Origin of the sequence: Streptomyces lancefieldiae (assembly GCF_031845825.1) — a bacterium.
Classification (GTDB): Bacteria; Actinomycetota; Actinomycetes; order Streptomycetales; family Streptomycetaceae; genus Streptomyces; species Streptomyces lancefieldiae.
Genome location: NZ_JAVRFH010000028.1, coordinates 60,617 through 78,580 on the forward strand (window position 1 = coordinate 60,617; position 17,964 = coordinate 78,580).

A 17,964-nucleotide genomic window follows, 5' to 3' on the forward strand; every position below is an offset into this window, starting at 1 on the left:
TTACTGGTTGCCGCAGGTGGACACGGGGGTCGTGTCCAACCAGGGCAGGTCGTGTCCCATCCGGTCCCGCTTGGTGCGCAGGTAGCGGAGGTTGTGCTCGCCGGCCTGGACGGGCATCGGCTCGCGGCCGGTGACCTCGATGCCGTGTCGTTCGAGCGCGTCGCGCTTGTCGGGGTTGTTGGTCATCAGGCGGACGGCGCGCACGCCGAGGTCCGTCAGGATCTGGGCGCCGGCGCCGTAGTCGCGCGCGTCGGCGGGCAGGCCGAGCTCCAGGTTGGCGTCGAGGGTGTCCCGGCCGCGCTCCTGGAGTTCGTAGGCGCGCAGCTTGGACATCAGGCCGATGCCGCGTCCCTCGTGGCCGCGCAGGTAGACCACCACTCCCCTGCCCTCGGCCTGGATGCGGTCCAGGGAGGCGTCCAGCTGGGGGCCGCAGTCGCAGCGCTGGGAGCCGAAGATGTCGCCGGTGAGGCACTCGGAGTGGATGCGGACCAGGACGTCCTCGCCGTCGCCGAGGTCGCCGTGCACGAGGGCGACGTGCTCGACGCCGTCGACGGTGGAGCGGTAGCCGAACGCGGTGAACTCACCGTGCCGGGTGGGCAGGTGGACCTCTGCCTCGCGGCGGACGGTGGGCTCGCTGCTGCGGCGGTAGGCGATCAGGTCCTCGATGGAGATGATCGTCAGGCCGTGCTTGCGGGCGAACGGGATCAGCTCGGGCAGCCGCAGCATGCGCCCGTCCTCGCCGGCGATCTCCACGATGGCGCCGGCCGGGCGCAGCCCCGCGAGGCGGGCCAGGTCGACGGCGGCCTCGGTGTGGCCGTTGCGTACGAGCACGCCGCCGGAGCGGGCGCGCAGCGGGAAGACGTGTCCGGGCCGGACCAGGTCGGCGGGCTCGGCGGTGCCGCTCGCCAGGAGCCGGAGGGTGGTGGCGCGGTCGGAGGCCGAGATCCCGGTGCTCACACCGTGCGCTGCGGTGGCGTCCACGGAGACCGTGAACGCGGTCTTCATCGACTCGGTGTTGTCGTCGACCATCTGCGGGAGCCGGAGCCGGTCCAGTTCGTCCGGCTCCATGGGGGCGCAGATCAGGCCGCGGCACTCGCTCATCATGAAGGCGACGATCTCCTCGGTCGCCTTCTCGGCGGCGATGACGAGGTCGCCCTCGTTCTCGCGGTTCTCGTCGTCGACGACCACGACCGGGCGGCCGGCGGCGATGTCGGCGACGGCCTGTTCGACGGCGTCGAGGGTGAGGTCGTCGTAGCCGCCGGTGCTGTAGAGGAGGGGGGCGGTGCTCATGCGGGCGCTCCTTCCGGGACGGGCCGCGTCGCCTCGCGGGAGCGCAGCCACCAGTCGCGCAGGCCCCACAGGACGAGCGCGCCGTAGAGGACGTAGACGAAGCCGGAGAAGGCGAAGCCGTTGGCGAAGTTCAGCGGGACGCCGACGAGGTCGACCAGCAGCCAGGCGAACCAGAACTCGACCATGCCGCGGGCCTGCGCGTACATGGCGACGACGGTGCCGACGAAGATGTACGCGTCCGGCCAGGGGTCCCAGGACAGGGTCGGGAAGGCGGTGAAGAGGCCGCCGACCGCGAGGGTGCCGACGGCGGCGGCGCCGAGCAGGGCGCCGCGCTCGCGCCAGGTGGCGAACCGGACGGCGATGGAGCCGTCCTGCGTCTGCTGCCGGCCGCGGTTCCACTGCCAGAAGCCCCAGGCGGCGACGACCATGACGACGATCTGCTTGCCCGCGCTGCCCGAGAGGTGGGCGGTGGCGAAGGCCGTGAACAGGATCAGCCCGGAGACGAACTGCACGGGCCAGGTCCAGATCGAGCGCCGCCAGCCGAGTGCGAGGCCCAGCAGCCCGATCACGTTGCCGATCATGTCCGACCACTTGATGTGCTGGTCGAAGAGCGTGAACGCCTCGGAGTTGAGCCAGTTCACCGGGTGCCTCCCTGGGCGCCGAGCAGGCGCTCGACGTACTTGGCGATGACGTCCACCTCGAGGTTGACAAGGGCACCGCTCTGCTTGATGCCGAGCGTGGTCAGGGCCAGGGTGGTCGGGATGAGGCTGACGGTGAAGAAGTCCGGGCCGGCGTCGACGACGGTGAGGCTGATGCCGTCGACGGTGATGGAGCCCTTCTCGACGACGTAGCGGGCGAGGTCGGCGGGCAGGGAGATCTTCACGATCTCCCAGTGCTCGGAGGGCTTGCGCTCCAGGATCTCGCCGGTGCCGTCGACGTGGCCCTGCACGATGTGCCCGCCGAGGCGGGCGCCGACGGCGGTGGGGCGCTCGAGGTTGACGCGGGAGCCGACGGTGAGGACGCCCAGGCTGGAGCGGTTCAGGGTCTCGGCCATCACGTCGGCGGTGAACTCGTCGCCGTCGTGGTCGACGACGGTGAGGCAGACGCCGTTGACGGCGATGGAGTCGCCGTGTCGGGCCCCCTCGGTGACCGCGAGGCCGCGCAGGCGGAAGCGACAGGCGTCGTCGAGGGTTTCGACGGCGGTGATCTCGCCCAGCTCTTCGACGATTCCGGTGAACACTTCCCGGGTCCTCCTGCCTCTTCGGGCACGGACTCCGGGGCTGTCGAGACGACAGAATGTACGAGCGAGGACACCGGGGCGACGCCGGACGGGACCCGCCCGGCATCGGGCGAGCCCAGAGATCGGCGGCGCGCACGTGTGCTCGCCCGCCGCGCACTGCCTCCCATCCGGACTTTAACCGTCGGTCCAGGAATTTCACCTGGTCAACCGGCCGCTGGAGGCGACCGGGTCGCGGACTGTAACCGCCGGTTCGGACTTTCACCGACCCCGGAGTGCGCTGCTTCTGGTACAGGGCCAGTTTGCCACGCCCGGCAACCGTCCATGCGGACGGGGCGTGTGGGTTGGCTCACAGAATGCCCGGCCGGGCGGCCCGGCCGCACCGCGAGGAGGTCCAACTCGGCCGATGACACGCCGCCTTGAGGTTGGTCCATACCTATTGACTCATTGGTCTAGTCCTCTCTAGGGTCTGCGCGAGACCGGCTCGGCGGCGGTGACGACGGCCCTTGCCCGCCGCCGGGCCACCCAACCGCACGTGCCGCGCTCCAGCAGGGTTGCGGGGCCCGCACGGCACCACCGGCCACCGGCGAACGGCCTCCGAGCGGGCCGGCCCCGTGGCCGGGCAGGGCCGCCCGGCCACGCCACGCCGCTCCCCCACCCCCGGCGCGCGCTGCCATGCCCCCGCTACCCCTCGGGCGGCCCGAAGAGTTCGTCCTGGGCGCGGTCGCGCGCGGTCAGCAGGGCTCCGCGCAGGACGGCACCGCCGCCCAGCGCGCCGGGTCGTACCTCGGCGGCGAGCGGGGACATCCGGGCGAGGCGGGCCCGGACCCGGTCGGCCAGCGCGTCACCGCCCGCCAGGCCGACCTCGCCGGCCAGCACGACGCAGCCGGGGTCCAGTACGGCGACGACGGCGGCGGCGCCCAGGGCCACCCGGTCGGCGAGCACATCGAGGAACTCCCCGGCGGCCGGGACCGTGGCCGACCGGCGCACCGCCTCCCGCACCAGCGCCGCCGCGTGCGGCTCGGGCCCGGCGGGAGCCGCCGTCACCCCGTGCTCCGCCGCGAGGGCGGCCACGGCCTCGGCGCCGGCCAGCGAGTGGAAGCCGCCGTCGCAGTCCGTGGCCGACGGCAGGCCGGACGTGCCGGGCACCGGCAGGAAGCCGACCTCGCCCGCACCGCCGCTCACGCCCCGCCGCAGCGTGCCGTCGAGGACGACCGCGGCGCCGATGCCGACACCGAGCCACAGCAGCACGAAGGTGTCCCGGTCCCGGGCCGCCCCGTCGCGCTGCTCGGCCAGGGCGGCGAGGTTGGTCTCGTTCTCGACGCCGATCCGCGCCTCGGGGAACTTCTCGTGCAACGCGGCCATCAGCCGGCGGTGCCACTCGGGCAGGCCGGTGGAGACCCTCAGTTCGCCGCTCACCGGGTCGATCAGGCCGGGCGCCCCGATGGCGACGGTGTGCAGCCCGTCGGCGCCGGCCTCCTTCGCCGCCCGCTCGACCAGGCTCACCGCCTGCTCCACCGCGGGGCCGGTGCCGGTGTCGTCGCCGATCGGCACGGACGCCTCGGCGAGCACCCGGCCGACCAGGTCGGACACCAGCACGGCGACGCCCTCGGTGCGCACGTCGAGGGCGGCGAGGTGGGCGCGGTCGGCGACGATGCCGTACAGCTTGGCGTTCGGTCCGCGGCGCTGCTCGCCCGACTCCCCGGCCACCTCGATCAGGCCGGAGACGGTGAGGCGTTCGACGAGGTCGGCCACGGTGGGGCGGGACAGGCCGGTCAGCTGCTTCAACTGCCCTGCCGTCAACGGGCCCTCCTGCTGGAGCAGACGCAGGGCGAGCCGGTCGTTGATGGCCCGGGCGGTGCTCGGGGATGCGGGCATGCCGGGATCCTCCCAGATCGGTGGCGCGGGAGCCCGCGCCGGAATCCCCTATCTATCAGGCAGGGTTCCTGATAGTTTACGCGGCGCAAGGGAGGCAGACGATGGTGCAGACCCGACGGGGGGCCCGAGAATGAGCACAGTGGTCTACGAGCAGCGCGAGGTGAGGCGCGCCCGGTACGCCGTGGCGGCCGTGTTCGCCGTGCACGGCTCCGTCACCGGTTCGTTCGCGACCCGCGTGCCGTGGATCCAGGACCACGCCGGGGTGAGCGCGGGCCAGTTGGGACTCGCGCTGGCGTTCCCGGCGCTCGGCGCGTCGATCGCCATGCCGCTGGCGGGCAGGGTCAGCCACCGCTTCGGCGCCCGCACCGCCCTGCGCGGCCTGCTGGCCCTGTGGACACTGGCGCTGGTCCTGCCCGCCCTCGCCCCGAACCTGCCGGCCCTGTGCCTCGCCCTGTTCGTCTACGGCGCCTCGGCGGGCATGTCGGACGTGGCGATGAACGCGCTCGGCGTCGAGGTCGAGAACCGTCTCGACAAGTCGATCATGTCCGGGCTGCACGGCATGTGGAGCGCGGGCGCCCTGATCGGCTCCGCGGCCGGCACGCTCGCCGCCCACCTGGGCTCGGACGCCCGGCTGCACCATGCCCTGGCCGCCGCGGTACTGACCGTGACCGGCCTGGTCGCCTGCGCCTGGGTGCTGGATCTCCAGCCCGCCGAGGACGAGGAGCCGCCGCCGCGGTTCGCGCTGCCGCCCAGGTCGGCGCTGCTGATCGGCGCGGTCGGGTTCTGCGCGGTGTTCGCGGAGGGCGCGAGCCTGGACTGGTCGGCGGTCTATCTGCGGGACGAGCTCGAGACCTCGGCCGGACTCGCCGCGGCCTGTACGACGGGCTTCACGCTCACCATGGCCGTGGCCCGGCTCGCCGGTGACAAGGTGGTGGACCGGTTCGGCGCGGTGCGCACGGTCCGGGTGAGCGGCGTCCTGGCCACGCTCGGCGGCCTGCTCGTCGTCGTCGGGAGCCATCCGGCGGTGGCGATGACCGGATTCGCGCTGATGGGCCTCGGCATCGCCGTGGTCGTCCCGCTGTGCTTCGCCGCGGCCGGCCGCGCCGGCTCCAACCCCAGCCTGGCCATCGCGGGCGTGGCGACCATCACGTACACCTCGGGGCTGGTCGCACCGAGCGCGATCGGCGGCCTGGCGCAGGCGACGAGCCTGGTCGTGTCGTTCGGCCTGGTGACCGTGCTGGCCTGCTGCCTGGTGGTGTTCGCGAAGGTGCTGCGCGCCGGGGACCGGGACCGCCCGAAGATCAGTCCGTCGAACGCAGAAGTGCCCGACCGGCAGTCCTGAAGGTGTCGCTCCACGGCGCCGGGCGCAGGGTCCGCGAGTCCAGCCGGACCAGCACCCGGGTGCCGTGGGCGTACGTGGTGGCGCCGTCCGCCGAGCAGAAGCGGAAGCCGTACGTCAGCCCGGTCGTGCCGAGCCGGTCCAGCCAGAGGTGGACGGCGTACGCGCCCGGCCGGGTGACCGGCGCCTCATAGGTGATCGTCAGCTCCTTGACCGCGTTGCAGGCGTCGCCGGCCGCCGCCCAGTCGCCCTCGAACCGGAAGCCGTGCTCGGTCCACAGTTCGGCCCAGGCCCGCTCGACCATCACCGGGTAGCGGGCGTTGTGCAGCAGGCCGAGCGCGTCCAGGTCGTCGAAGTGGACGGTGACGGGGACGAGCCGGCCGTGGGAGAGAAGGGGTGCGACGGGGGCTTCGGCGGTCACGGGCGGGGCTCCTGGTCTTGCTCGGCTGTGCTCACGTACGGCGGATCCCCTCCATCCTAAGCGGACGCTCAGTACTGACGGCCGGGAAGGTGCTGGTCAGCGGGGGGTGCGGGACGTGGGACGGGCGGGCACCCCTGACAATGGTCCGGACAGTCCTCACGTACAGAGAAAGCGAAACCTCACCATGGACCTCGGCGTGCGCTGGAAGCTGCACGGTGACGGGCGCACGCCCGCACCCGGAGCGGTGGTCCGCCCCGACGAACGGCTCTCGTGGCCCCGCACGGTCGGGCTCGGCGCCCAGCACGTCGTGGCCATGTTCGGGGCGTCCTTCGTGGCTCCGGTCCTGATGGGCCTGGACCCCAACCTCGCGATCATGATGTCGGGCGTGGCGACCGTCATCTTCTTGCTCGCCACCCGCGGCCGGGTGCCCAGCTACCTCGGCTGCTCGCTCTCCTTCGTCGGTGTCGCCGCGGTGATCCGGGCGCAGGGCGGCACCAGCGCCACGGTGACCGGCGCGGTGCTCGTCGTCGGCGCCGCGCTGTTCCTGGTGGGTCTCGCCGTGCAGCGGTTCGGGGCGCGGATCATCCACGCCGCGATGCCGCCGATCGTCACCGGCGCGGTGGTGATGCTGATCGGCTTCAACCTGGCCCCGGTCACCGCCTCCACCTACTGGCCGCAGGACCAGTGGACGGCCCTGCTGGTGATGCTGTTCACCGGTCTGGCCGTGGTCTGCCTGCGCGGTTTCTGGTCCCGGATCGCGATCTTCCTGGGGCTGGTCTTCGGCTACGCCCTCTCCTGGGCCCTGGACCAGGTCTTCGGGAAGATCCACTCGGTGGACGGCAGCGGCAAGCTCACCGACCACTGGCGGCTGGACTTCTCCGCCGTGGGCCGGGCCGACTGGATCGGGCTGCCGACCTTCCACGGGCCGACCTTCGAGTGGTCGGCGATCCTGGTCGCCCTGCCGGTCGTCATCGCGCTGGTCGCGGAGAACGCCGGACACGTCAAGGCGGTCGGCGAGATGACCGGCGACTCGCTGGACGACAAGCTGGGCACGGCGATCTCCGCCGACGGTGTCGGCTCGATGCTGTCCACCGCGGTCGGCGGCCCGCCCAACACCACGTACTCCGAGAACATCGGTGTGATGGCCGCCACCCGGGTCTACTCGACGGCCGCGTACTGGGCCGCCGCCGGCTTCGCCCTCCTCTTCGGCCTCTGCCCGAAGTTCGGCGCGGTCGTGGCCGCGATCCCGGGTGGCGTCCTCGGCGGCATCACCGTCATCCTCTACGGCATGATCGGCCTGCTCGGCGCGCAGATCTGGATCAACGCCGAGGTGGACCTGCGCAATCCGCTCAACCTGGTGCCGGCCGCCGCGGGCATCATCATCGGCGTCGGCAACGTCAGCATGAAGTTCACCGACACCTTCTCGCTCAGCGGCATCGCGCTGGGCACGGTGGTCGTCATCACCGGCTACCACGCGCTGCGGGCCTTCGCCCCGGCCCACCTCAAGGGCCAGCAGCCGCTGCTCGACGAGGGCACGTCGTCGTACGACACGCAGGGCGGCGACGACGGGCCTCAGCGCGCCAAGTCGTAGGCGTACGACGGTGTGAAGGTGCCCGGCGCCCCCTTGCAGCCGTCCGACTCCCCCGGCAGCTTGACCCACAGGTAGGCGTCGATGCGCCCCAGGCCGGTGCTCAGGGTCGGTGCGCGGCCCAGCTTGCGGCCGGCCGGGTCGCACCACTCGCCGTCGGGCGGGGCGCCGTTGCCGTTGCGGCTGGTGTCGATGACGGCGCCCAGGCCCGCCGGGCCGCCGAGGGCGTCGAGGACCGCACGGTCGTAGGCGACCTCGTCGGCGGTGTCGTGGAAGTTGGAGACGTTGCTGAAGACGCCGTCGGACGACTCGGCCGAGGCGGCGCCGGCCTGCTTCAGCCAGCCCGCCTGCTTGGCGGGCGCGTGCCAGCCGGAGTGGCCCGCGTCGAAGTAGACCCGGGCGTGCGGGTTGGCGTCCTTCAGAACGCGGCCGGCGCGGGCCAGGGAGGTGAAGCGGTCGGCGCGCTCACCGGCGGCCAGGCACTCGGCCTGGGCGACCGAGTCGGGCTCCAGGACGACGATGACGTCGCCGGAGCCGAGCCCGGCGGCGAAGCGGTCGATCCAGTCGTCGTAGGCGTCGAGGTCGGGCGCGCCGCCCTCGGAGTGGCCGCCGCAGTCGCGGTCGGGTATCGCGTACGGCACGACGACCGGCACCCGGCCCTCGGCGGCACCGCCCGAGGTGACGGCGCGGACCCGGGAGGTGATGGTCGCCGGCGTGAAGTCGGCGAACCACACGGCGGCCGGGTGGCCGGCTATGCGGGACTCGATGACGTCCTGGCGCGGGTCGTCGGGGTGGTCCCGTACCCAGTCGAGGACCTGGGACCGGGGATGCCGGTAGAGCCGGGTGGAGGCCGCGGTGGTCCGGGGCTCGCTCTTCTCGGACCTCTGCCTCGGCGGCGGCCCGGGGCTCGCCGTTCTCGCCGGGGCGGAGGGCGAGGACGAGGACGAGGCGGAGACCGCGGGCGTCACCGACGGGGACGGGGACGGGGGCGGCACGACGGGCAGGGATTCCAGCCGCGGCGACCGTGTCACCTCCGGTCGCGCCTCGTCGGCGCCGCCGCCGTCGTCGAGCGCGGTCAGCATGCCGGTCGCGGTACCGACCGCGACCACGACGGACGCCGCGGCGACCATCGCGCTGCGGCGGGCGGCACGCCTGCGCTCGGCCCTGCGAGCGGCCAGGCGCCGGGCACGAAGGCCTGACACGTGTGGTTCCCCCCTCCCCCGGCACGGCGGGCGCGTTCCCCCGTTCTGGGGAAGCGTCGGGCCCGTCTGCGCTCCGGCCACCCTAAAGCTGCGACCCTGCCGCCATGGCGCACTGCGAACAAGTCCTGACGCCCGTCCGGAGCGTGGACACGGTCCTGACCCGGATGCGCGCCCTCGACGCGACACTGCCCGCCCGGGACGGCGTGGCGGTCTTCAACCGCGTCTACCTGGCCGTCACGGAGGCGGTCGACCGGCACATCGACAGCGGCCTGTTCCCGGACGCCCGGGCCGCAAGCGCGCTGGACGTACGGTTCGCTCAGCGGTACCTGGCCGCCGTGGAAGCGGCGGAGGACGGCCGCCGCCCCCCGGCGTGTTGGCGACCCCTGTTCCAGTCCCGCCGCCATCCGGGGGTACGACCACTGCAGTTCGCGCTGGCGGGCATCAACGCGCACATCGGCCACGACCTGGCGCTGGCCGTGGTGGACACCTGTCGTACGCTCGGCTGCGAACCCGTCGACCTGGAGGACGAGTTCGACCGGGTGGGCGACCTCCTCACGTCGCTGGAGGAGCGCATCCGCGACGAGCTGATGCCGGGTCCCGATCTCCTCCGGATCGCCGACCCGCTGACCCACCTGCTGGGCTCCTGGAGCCTGGAGCGCGCCCGCGACGCCACCTGGGCGGCGGCCCGCGCGCTGTGGGCGCTGCGCCGACTGCCCGACATCGCCGGGGAGTTCACCGAGCGGATGGACGCGGCGGTCGGGTTCGCGGGCCGCATGCTGCTCACGCCGCTGCCGACCTGATCCGGCCGGGGGCTCCCGTGAGCACACCTGTAACGCCCGTGCGACCGCTGTACGTTGGCCCCTTGGGCAACATCGCACCCCGACTGCGAAGGAGCACCCAGGTATGACCACTCGGCTCGGACTCGGCCTCCCCCAAATGCGGCAGTACGACATCGGCAGCGACGTCCCCGACGTGGCACGCGCGGCGGAACGGATGGGTTACGCGAGTGTGTGGGTCTTCGAGCGGGCCCTGTTCCCCGAGCCCGCCACCCAGGGCCTGTACGGCGTCGAGGGCCTGCCCTGGCCGGACGAGTACCGGAACGTGGCCGAGCCGCTGATCACCCTGGCCCTCGCCGCCGCGGCCACCGAGCGGGCGGAGCTGGGCACCAGTGTCCTGGTCGCCCCGCTGCACGTCCCGTTCCAGCTCGCCAAGGCGCTGGCCTCGCTGGACGCCGCCAGCGGCGGCCGGGTGGTCGCGGGCTTCGGCACCGGCTGGTCCCACGACGAGTACGCGGCGGCGTCCGTGCGGCCGTTCGCCGAACGCGGCCAGGCCCTGGACGAGCTGATCGAGGTGTGCCGCGCGGTCTGGGGCCCGGACCCGGTGGTGTACGACGGTCACTTCACGAAGATCGCGTCCGCGGTGGTCGGCCCCAAGCCCGCCCGGCCGATTCCGGTCCTGCTGGCGGCGGGCAGCGGGAAGGCCCGGCGCCGGCTCGTCGACCACGCCGACGGCTGGCTGCCGACCGGCATCGGCGCCGCGGCGGTGGCCGAGCAGTGGCAGCGGCTGCGGGACCTGGCCGCCGAGCGCGGTCGTACGGAACCGATCCGGACGGTGCTGCGGGTCAACGCCCGCTACCAGGCGGCGACCCGGGCCGCCTCCGGCCGCCGCCCCTTCCACGGCGGCGTCGACCAGATCGTCGAGGACCTCACCGCCTATACCGAGATCGGCCTGGACGAGATCCTCCTCGACTTCCAGAGCACGGCGCGGGACGCCGAGGAGCTGAAGGACATCGCCGCCGAGGTGTACGAGAAGGCGCGGGCGAGCGGGATCTAGCCGAAGCGGGGGCCTGTCTAGGACCTGTCCGACCATTCCCGTCGTCGCCCGGAGGGCGGCCTCGCGGCGTCAGGTGCGTGCTCTCGGCGTGCCGGGCGCAGAGCCTCGTACGGGATGTACTCGGCTCTGCGCCCGGTGCGGCGAGAGTGCGTGCATGGCGTCGCGAGGCAGGCGGGAATCGTCAGACGAGCCCTAGTCCTCGGGGAGTTCGACGGGCGCGATCTCGTCGTAGACGTCGCCCGGGCCGGGGTTGGTCGCGTCGGTCTCCCCACCGAAGTGGTGCATGACGCCCCAGACCGCGTTCAGCGCGGTCTGGACGGCGCCCTCGGCCCAGCCGGCCGTCCAGGAGATGTCGTCGCCGGCGAGGAAGATGCCGCGCTTGTCCGCGGGCAGCCGCTCCTGCATGAAGTGGGTGAACAGGCGCCGCTGGTAGCGGTAGTGACCGGGGAGGTTGGCCTTGAAGGCGCCCATGAAGTAGGGCTCGTTCTCCCAGGAGACCGTCACCGGGTTGCCGATGACGTGCTTCCTGATGTCGACCTTCGGGTAGATCTCGCCGAGCGACTTCAGCATGACCTCCATCCGCTCGTTCGCGGACAGCGGCAGCCACTTCAGGCTGTCGTCGCACCACGTGTAGGAGAGGCAGATGACGGCGGGCTTGTCCGGCCCGTCGTCCAGGAGGTAGGTGCCACGGGTCATGCGGTCGGTGAGCGTCATCGACATGACGTCCCGCCCGGTCGGGTTTCCCTCGTCGTCGACGGCCTTGTCGAGCCAGAACGGCCGGTCCACGGGTACGAAGAGCTTGGAGCTCTCCATGTAGTGGGTCCGCTCGATCGCCGTCCAGTGGTCGATCGGGAAGAGCGAGTCGTCGCACGCGATCTTCGAGAGAAGCATCCAGGACTGGGCGGTGAAGATCGCCGCCTGGTAGGTGCGGATGTCGCCGTCGGCGTCGGTCACCGTGATCCGGTTGCCGGCGGTGCGGTTGAGCCGGGTCACCGCCGGGCGCGGCTCGCCGTCCGCGTGCAGGGACTTCAGCGAGGTGCCGTGGGGCCAGTGGACGATCTTCTCCGGCTCGCGCTCCCAGAGCCTGAGCGGCAGCTGCTGGGAGCCGCCGACGATGCCGCGGTGGTGGTCGTCGGCCTCGGTGTAGACGACGCGCAGGATCTCCAGGATGGAGTTGGGGAAGTCGGTGTCCCAGCCGCCGGTGCCGAAGCCGACCTGGCCGAAGATCTCGCGGTGCCGGAAGGACTTGAAGGCCTCGGAGTCGCAGAGGAAGCCGTAGAAGGTCTGGTTGTCGAGTTCCTCGACCAGCTTGGACCAGATCTCGCGGATGCGCGGAACGTCGCGCTCGCGCAGGGCGCGGTTCATGTCCGAGAAGTCCGCGCCCTCCTCGAGGCACTTCGCCCAGGCGTCGGCGACGTCCCGGTAGATCTGCGGCAGGTCGTCGAGCGTCTCGGCGTAGTGCGACTCGCCCTTGAGGTCGACGACGGTGGAGGGGGTCGCCTCGGCGAGGGGGTTGGGGAAGGCGCGGGTCTCCAGTCCCACCAGGTCGATGTAGTGCTGGAGGGCGGTGGAGGACGGCGGGAAGCGCATCGCGCCCATCTCGGCCGTCAGCGAGGGGTCGCAGCCGTCGAAGCCCACGGTCCGCAGGCGCCCGCCGATCCGGTCGGCCTCGTACACGACGGGCTTGAGGCCCATCTTCATCAGCTCGTAGGCGGCCACGATGCCGGACAGGCCACCGCCGATGACGGCGACCTCGGTGCCGTGCTCGGTCGCGGGTATCTGGCCGAGACCCGCGGGGTGGGCGAGGAAGTCGTCGTACGCGTACGGGAAGTCCGGGCCGAACATGGTGATCGGCGGCTGCTGCTCGTCTGCGTGCTCGATCGCGTTGGGCACGGTGGACGTCATGGGGTACGGACTCCTTGCACAGGGTGGAACGGGGGGTGGGGGTTCAGACGAGGGAGCCGTAGAGGCCGGGGCGGCGGTCCTTCAGATACGGGTTGCCCTCGCGGGAGGCGGCGAGGAAGGCCGGGTCGACGTCGGCCACGACCAGTTCCTCGGCACGCCCGGCGCGGGCGCGGGCGGTCCCGTCGGGCGCGGCGAGGGTGGAGAGGCCGACGAACTCGAACTCGCCCTCGTGGCCGACCCGGTTGACGTATGCCACGTACATCTGGTTCTCGAAGGCCCGTACCGGGACGACGGACTCGGCGACGAACTGGAACGGGTGCATCTGCGCGGTCGGGACGAGCAGCAGGTCGGTGCCGGCCAGCGCGTGGGCGCGGACGTTCTCCGGGAACTCCACGTCGTAGCAGATCATCAGGCCGACGGTCATTCCGTCGAGCTCCGCCTGGACGACCGGCTGGTCGCCCGGCGTGAAGTGGTCGCGTTCGAAGCAGCCGAAGAGGTGGGTCTTGCGGTAGTTGGCGAGGCGGGTGCCGTCGGCGGAGATCAACTGGACGGAGTTGTGGACCGTCTCGCCGGCCCGCTCGGGGTAGCCGTACGCGACGGCGAGGCCGTGCCGTCCGGCGATCTCCGCGACGGCGTCGGCCGAGTCGCCGTCGGCGGGCTCGGCGAGGACGGCCATGTCGTCGCCGATCGCGTATCCGGTCAGGAACAGCTCCGAGGTGACCAGCAGCCCGGCGCCCGCGGCGGCGGCCCGGCCCGCGGCCTCGTCGAGGGCCTTGAGGTTCCCGGCGGTGGAGCCGGGCCGGCCGGAGCTCTGGAGCAGGGCGGTGCGCATGCGTGTTCCTCACCGGTGGGAGGGGGTCGGGGGCCAGATAGACGGTACGGTCGGCGGACTCGGCCGGACAAGCAGGACCTGTTGCGCGCCGGTGAGCGGTTCGTTGCGTCCGCGCGGCATCCGGCGACGATTCGTTGCGCACCCGCGCACCCGGACCGTCCTCGAACCCACGCCGCCCGGGCCGTCCCCGTCCGAGCGCGGCCCGGACCGGCCCCGGGACCCGTCCGGCCGGGGCTCCGCCAAGACGCGGCCAGGCCGCGCGGGACGGGGGCCAGGCCGCACCGGTGGCAAGCGGTCGCGGGCCCCGGGGGGCGCCCCCCGGGGCCCGGGTTCGGAGCCCACGGCCCCGGGGCCGGGACCCAAGGCCTGAGAGACCCAGGACCCGGCGCCGGAGACCGGAGCCCTGCGCTGAACACCCGACGACCGAAGACGGGAGGCCGGGACCGGAAGCCAAAACCAGGACCGGGCCTGCGGTCCGAGACCCCGGGCCGGGGGCCGGAGCACCGGCACCGAACACCGGGAGGCCGGAGGCCGGAACCCAAGGTCAGGACCAGGCCTACGCCCAGAGGCCCAAGGCCCAAGGCCGGCACCGAACACCCGACGACCGGAGGCCGGAGGCCGGGACCGGACTCCAAGGCCCGGACCGGCACCCAAGGCCGGGGCCGGAGACCCGAGACCCCGGGCCGGGCGGTCCGGCCGGCGTCGGTCGGCGAGCCGGGCCCCGCTCCCTCGCCACCGGCGATTCGTTGCGCACTCACGCCAACGGCGTGCACCCGGCTCCTCCCCGGGAGGCGGACCGCGCACGCCCCGACGCGTGAGACCGGCGCTCCGGGCAGGAAGAGGACGGCGACTTCAAGGGCGTGCCCTGCCGGCCGTGGTCCTGGTCCTGGCTGCGGTGGCCAGCAGCAGCGCCGTCAGCAGGTACGGCACCGCGGACAGCGCGAACGCGGTGCCGTGCCCCGTCACCGTGGCCGCCGCCGCGTAGGCACCGTAGGTGGCGAGGTTGCCCAGTTCGGTGCCCAGGCCCGCAACCGAGGTCAGGGTGGCCCGCCCGGTGTCGGCGATGCGCCGCTGGAGGCGGGCGTCGGCCAGCACGGTCGCCAGCTGGAAGCCGCCGAAGGCCAGCGCGACCAGGACCAGGGCCGCCGGGGTGCCCGCCGCTGCCCCCACCGCCAGGGCGAGCGCGGAACCGGTGAGCAGCGCGGCGAACCCCGTGGAGGTCAGGCGTTCGGCGGCCCCCGCCAGCAGGCTGCCGACCGTGGCACCGGCCCAGATCACCAGCAGCAGCCAGGGGACGGTCTCCGGCGCCACGCCGGTGTCGCGCGCCAGCAGCGGGGTGTACTCGTCGAGCGCGCCCCACACGGCGGTCACGGCCGGTACGAGCAGCAGCGCGCCGCGCACGGATCGGTCGGTGCGGGCCTCGGCGAGCCCGGCGCGCAGGGTCGCGGTCCAGCGGTCGCCACCGACGGACGGTGTGCGGTGCTCGGGGAACCGGGTCGCCACGGCCGCCCCGATCAGGCAGGTCAGGACGCTCGCCGCGCCCACCGCCGCGTATCCGCCCCAGGCGAACACGGGACCGGCCAGGCCCATCGCGGTCATCGTCGCGGCGATGCCCACCGCTCGCGCCCGGCCCATGACGCGGGCGTACCGGTCGGCCGCGCCGGCCCGGTCCAGTTCGTCGTAGACCAGTGCCTCCAGGGCCCCCGAGCCGAGCGCTCCGCCGGCGCCCCACAGCACGAAGCCGAGCGCGAAGGCGCCGTAGGAGGGCACGAGCACCCACAGGGCGAAGCCGGCGGCGGTGAGCAGGGGGCCGAGCACCAGCAGCAGCCGCCGGGAGACGGCGTCGGCCCAGGCACCGGAGGGCACCTCGAGGACCACGCCGGTCAGCGACCACAGGGCGAACAGCGAGGACATCTGCCAGACGGACAGACCGGTGTCGCTGAACAGCAGCGCGTACACCGGGTAGAGCAGGACGAACTCGTCGCAGAACGCGGAGGCGTACAGCGTGCGCGTCAGCCGCCGGGTACCGGCGGTGGCGGAGGCACGCTCGGGTGAGAGAGTCATGAGGCCTTCCCGAGGGGGCGGATCGGACACCGGAGGTACGGCGTCCGAGGCGGCCCTCGGGGAGCGGCACGGCGGGTGGATCAATGTCGCCAGGTCATGCCGCCGATGCTAGCGGGGAACCGGCCACCGGTCCCCCGGATTTCGGCCCTGGTGCCCCGGACTACGGCCCGGTGCCGGGACTACGGCCCGGTGCCCCGGACTACGGCCCCGGTCCCCCGGATTACGTGGGCGACCCCGACGAGAAGCGCCGCAGCAGCGGCGACAGCACCAGTACGGACTTGGTCCGCTCCACGAACGGCTCCCCGGCGATGCGCTCCAGGACCCGTTCGAAGTGCCGCATGTCGGCGGCGAAGACCTGGGCGACGGCGTCCGCGTCCCCGGTGACGGTGGACGCGGCCACGACCTCCTGGTAGCGCTCCAGGCCCCGCTGGATGGTCTCCGGCGAGGTGTTGCGGCGGCAGAAGATCTCGACGAACCCCTCGGTCTCCCAGCCGAGCGCGGCCGGGTCGACCCGTACGGTGAAGCCGGTGATGGCTCCGGTGGCGCGCAGCCGGTCCACGCGCCGTTTCACGGCGGGCGCGGACAGGCCGACCGACTGCCCGATGTCCGCGTAGGAGCGGCGGGCGTCCTCGGCGAGGGCGTGCACGATGCGTTCGTCGAGATCGTTCAGCACTGCGGGTGGTTCACTTCGCTTCTGGTGTCACGGTGTCCGGTGCGGCCAGCCGGGAGCGGCGGTGGCCGTACAGGAAGTAGAACACGAGCCCGACCGCCATCCAGACACCGAAGACCACCCAGGTGACGGTGGACAGGCTGCCCATCATCCAGACGCAGAAGGCGAAGCCCAGCGCCGGCAGGACCGGCGACAGCGGCACCCGGAAGGTGCGGCGCATGTCCGGGCGGGACCGGCGCAGCACCACGACGGCCACGTTGACCAGGGCGAAGGCGAACAGGGTGCCGATGCTGGTCGCGTCGGCGAGCTGCCCGAGCGGGATGGCGGCGGCCAGGAGGCCGCAGAACAGGGAGACGATCACGGTGTTGGCGCGGGGCGCGCCGGTCTTCGGGTGGACCCGGGAGAACACCCGGGGCACGAGCCCGTCACGGGACATGGCGAACAGGACGCGGGTCTGGCCGTAGAGCACCGTCAGGACGACGCTGGCGATGGCGACGACGGCGCAGAACGCCAGCAGGGTGCCCCAGAAGCTCTGCCCGGTGACGTCGGTCATGATCTGGGCGAGGGAGGCCTCCGAGTCGGTGAAGGTGCGCCAGGGCCGGGCGCCGACGGCGACGGCGGCGACGAGGACGTACAGCACCGTGACGATGACGAGGGACAGCATGATGGCGCGGGGCAGGTCGCGCTGGGCGTTCTTCGCCTCCTCACCGGCGGTGGAGGCGGCGTCGAAGCCGATGTACGAGAAGAAGAGCGTGGCCCCGGCCGCGCTGACGCCCGCCATGCCCAGCGGCATGAAGTGCTCGTAGTTGCCGGAGCGGAAGCCCTGGACGCCGATCGCGCAGAACAGCACCAGCGCCGCGATCTTGACGACGACCATGATCGTGTTGGCGCGGGCGGACTCCCGGGCACCGCCCAGCAGGAAGGTCATGGCGAGGAGCACGACGATCAGCGCGGGCAGGTTGAAGGCACCGCCGTCGCCGGGCGGCGCCGACAGGACGGAGGGGATCGTGACGCCGATGGTGCCGTCGAGGAGTTCGTTGAGGTACTCGCCCCAGCCGACGGCGACGGCGGCGACCGACACGCCGTACTCCAGGACCAGGCACCAGCCGCAGATCCAGGCGACCAGCTCACCCATCGTCGCGTAGGCGTACGAGTACGAGGAGCCGGCGACCGGGATGGTGCCCGCCAGCTCGGCGTAGGACAGGGCCGAGAAGAGCGCCGTGAGGCCGGCGATGACGAAGGAGAGCGTGACGGCCGGACCGGCCTTGGGGACGGCTTCACCGAGGACGACGAAGATGCCGGTGCCGAGCGTGGCGCCGATGCTGAGCATCGTGAGCTGCCACAGGCCGAGCGAACGGCGGAGGCTGCCGCCCTCGCCCTGGCCGCCCTCCGCGACCAGGCGTTCCACGGGCTTGCGTCGCATGAGGCGCGCGGCCGGTCCCGGGGACGGGGGGACGGCCGTTGCGTCGCGGTGCGGGGGTGCGCCTTGGTCGATCACGCGTTGACTCCTTCGTCGCTGCCGTTCACCGCCGGTTCCGAGCGGGCGGGCTCGCGGCGGGCTTCTGGAGCGGCGGGGACCGGAGGTGCCCTCGCGGAAGCGGGAACCCACCGAGCGGGGTCCCCGCCACGCCACGTACAGCGCAGAACACTACGAGCGGGGCGGTGCCGGGGTAATGCAGCAACCTTGCGCGTCTCCGCACGATCG

Annotated in this window: 15 protein-coding genes and 1 riboswitch; of the genes, 4 read left to right on the forward strand and 11 right to left on the reverse strand. The window is 72.9% G+C overall.

What is annotated here, in order from left to right; genetic code table 11:
* The 4 genes from RM812_RS24955 to RM812_RS24970 form a co-directional block, all read right to left on the reverse strand.
* On the reverse strand, positions 1–1,290 hold the full coding sequence (locus RM812_RS24955) for a bifunctional 3,4-dihydroxy-2-butanone-4-phosphate synthase/GTP cyclohydrolase II (protein ID WP_311575934.1): 1,290 nt from the start codon (positions 1,288–1,290) through the stop codon (positions 1–3).
* Positions 1,287–1,931: a nicotinamide mononucleotide transporter family protein gene (locus tag RM812_RS24960; protein WP_311575936.1), complete on the reverse strand. Its 645-nt coding sequence runs from the start codon at positions 1,929–1,931 to the stop codon at positions 1,287–1,289. Before RM812_RS24960 ends, RM812_RS24955 begins: the two co-directional genes overlap by 4 nt.
* On the reverse strand, positions 1,928–2,530 hold the full coding sequence (locus tag RM812_RS24965) for a riboflavin synthase (RefSeq protein ID WP_311575939.1): 603 nt from the start codon (positions 2,528–2,530) through the stop codon (positions 1,928–1,930). The genes RM812_RS24960 and RM812_RS24965 overlap by 4 nt, the downstream gene beginning before the upstream one ends.
* A gap of 149 nt (positions 2,531–2,679) precedes the next feature.
* Positions 2,680–2,810: riboswitch (FMN riboswitch) on the reverse strand.
* A 401-nt stretch (positions 2,811–3,211) separates the two neighbouring features.
* Positions 3,212–4,405 (reverse strand): ROK family transcriptional regulator, encoded by a 1,194-nt coding sequence (locus RM812_RS24970; protein WP_311575941.1) that lies wholly within the window; start codon positions 4,403–4,405, stop codon positions 3,212–3,214.
* A gap of 130 nt (positions 4,406–4,535) precedes the next feature.
* Here RM812_RS24970 and RM812_RS24975 point away from each other — a divergent pair, with 130 nt between their 5' ends.
* On the forward strand, positions 4,536–5,747 hold the full coding sequence (locus RM812_RS24975; RefSeq protein ID WP_311575945.1) for an MFS transporter: 1,212 nt from the start codon (positions 4,536–4,538) through the stop codon (positions 5,745–5,747).
* Here the strand turns inward: RM812_RS24975 and RM812_RS24980 are convergent.
* Positions 5,707–6,165, reverse strand: coding sequence for an acyl-CoA thioesterase (locus RM812_RS24980; protein WP_311575948.1), 459 nt, complete (start codon positions 6,163–6,165; stop codon positions 5,707–5,709). The genes RM812_RS24975 and RM812_RS24980 overlap by 41 nt on opposite strands.
* A 184-nt stretch (positions 6,166–6,349) precedes the next feature.
* Between RM812_RS24980 and RM812_RS24985 the strand changes: the two genes are divergently transcribed.
* Entirely contained in the window at positions 6,350–7,756 is a 1,407-nt protein-coding gene (locus RM812_RS24985; protein WP_311575951.1) for a uracil-xanthine permease family protein, read from the forward strand.
* On the opposite strand, the gene RM812_RS24990 is transcribed toward RM812_RS24985, so the two are convergent.
* Positions 7,738–8,883: a glycoside hydrolase family 6 protein gene (locus RM812_RS24990; protein WP_311576089.1), complete on the reverse strand. Its 1,146-nt coding sequence runs from the start codon at positions 8,881–8,883 to the stop codon at positions 7,738–7,740. The genes RM812_RS24985 and RM812_RS24990 overlap by 19 nt on opposite strands.
* A gap of 176 nt (positions 8,884–9,059) precedes the next feature.
* On the opposite strand from RM812_RS24990, the gene RM812_RS24995 reads away from it, so the two are divergent.
* Positions 9,060–9,755, forward strand: a complete 696-nt coding sequence (locus RM812_RS24995) for a DUF5995 family protein (RefSeq protein WP_311575954.1) — start codon at positions 9,060–9,062, stop codon at positions 9,753–9,755.
* A gap of 103 nt (positions 9,756–9,858) precedes the next feature.
* Positions 9,859–10,788 (forward strand): LLM class F420-dependent oxidoreductase, encoded by a 930-nt coding sequence (locus RM812_RS25000; RefSeq protein ID WP_311575957.1) that lies wholly within the window; start codon positions 9,859–9,861, stop codon positions 10,786–10,788.
* Between the two features lie 192 nt (positions 10,789–10,980).
* Here the strand turns inward: RM812_RS25000 and RM812_RS25005 are convergent, their stop codons facing one another.
* The 5 genes from RM812_RS25005 to RM812_RS25025 all read right to left on the reverse strand — a co-directional run bounded on the left by RM812_RS25005 (position 10,981) and on the right by RM812_RS25025 (position 17,757).
* Positions 10,981–12,693 (reverse strand): flavin monoamine oxidase family protein, encoded by a 1,713-nt coding sequence (locus RM812_RS25005; RefSeq protein ID WP_311575960.1) that lies wholly within the window; start codon positions 12,691–12,693, stop codon positions 10,981–10,983.
* 43 nt (positions 12,694–12,736) lie between these two features.
* A complete protein-coding gene (locus RM812_RS25010; protein ID WP_311575964.1) occupies positions 12,737–13,525 on the reverse strand; it encodes a carbon-nitrogen hydrolase family protein in 789 nt (262 codons plus the stop codon).
* Positions 13,526–14,377: 852 nt separating this feature from the next.
* Positions 14,378–15,589 carry an MFS transporter gene (locus tag RM812_RS25015; protein WP_311575967.1) on the reverse strand — a complete coding sequence of 404 codons (1,212 nt, stop codon included), beginning with the start codon at positions 15,587–15,589 and terminating at the stop codon, positions 14,378–14,380.
* Positions 15,590–15,809: 220 nt separating this feature from the next.
* Positions 15,810–16,262, reverse strand: a complete 453-nt coding sequence (locus RM812_RS25020) for an Lrp/AsnC family transcriptional regulator (RefSeq protein WP_311575970.1) — start codon at positions 16,260–16,262, stop codon at positions 15,810–15,812.
* 10 nt (positions 16,263–16,272) lie between these two features.
* The gene (locus RM812_RS25025) at positions 16,273–17,757 is read right to left on the reverse strand and encodes an amino acid permease (protein ID WP_311575973.1); all 1,485 of its coding nucleotides are present in this window, start codon (positions 17,755–17,757) and stop codon (positions 16,273–16,275) included.
* Positions 17,758–17,964 lie beyond the last annotated feature (207 nt).

What these genes read in the sequence shown, in the direction of transcription:
- RM812_RS24955 (WP_311575934.1), bottom strand. Translation starts at nt 1,290, where the DNA reads ATGAGCACCGCCCCCCTCCTCTACAGCACCGGCGGCTACGACGACCTC.
- RM812_RS24970 (WP_311575941.1), bottom strand. Translation starts at nt 4,405, where the DNA reads ATGCCCGCATCCCCGAGCACCGCCCGGGCCATCAACGACCGGCTCGCC.
- RM812_RS24975 (WP_311575945.1), top strand. Translation starts at nt 4,536, where the DNA reads ATGAGCACAGTGGTCTACGAGCAGCGCGAGGTGAGGCGCGCCCGGTAC.
- RM812_RS24985 (WP_311575951.1), top strand. Translation starts at nt 6,350, where the DNA reads ATGGACCTCGGCGTGCGCTGGAAGCTGCACGGTGACGGGCGCACGCCC.
- RM812_RS24990 (WP_311576089.1), bottom strand. Translation starts at nt 8,883, where the DNA reads ATGGTCGCCGCGGCGTCCGTCGTGGTCGCGGTCGGTACCGCGACCGGC.
- RM812_RS24995 (WP_311575954.1), top strand. Translation starts at nt 9,060, where the DNA reads ATGGCGCACTGCGAACAAGTCCTGACGCCCGTCCGGAGCGTGGACACG.
- RM812_RS25000 (WP_311575957.1), top strand. Translation starts at nt 9,859, where the DNA reads ATGACCACTCGGCTCGGACTCGGCCTCCCCCAAATGCGGCAGTACGAC.
- RM812_RS25005 (WP_311575960.1), bottom strand. Translation starts at nt 12,693, where the DNA reads ATGACGTCCACCGTGCCCAACGCGATCGAGCACGCAGACGAGCAGCAG.
- RM812_RS25010 (WP_311575964.1), bottom strand. Translation starts at nt 13,525, where the DNA reads ATGCGCACCGCCCTGCTCCAGAGCTCCGGCCGGCCCGGCTCCACCGCC.
- RM812_RS25015 (WP_311575967.1), bottom strand. Translation starts at nt 15,589, where the DNA reads ATGACTCTCTCACCCGAGCGTGCCTCCGCCACCGCCGGTACCCGGCGG.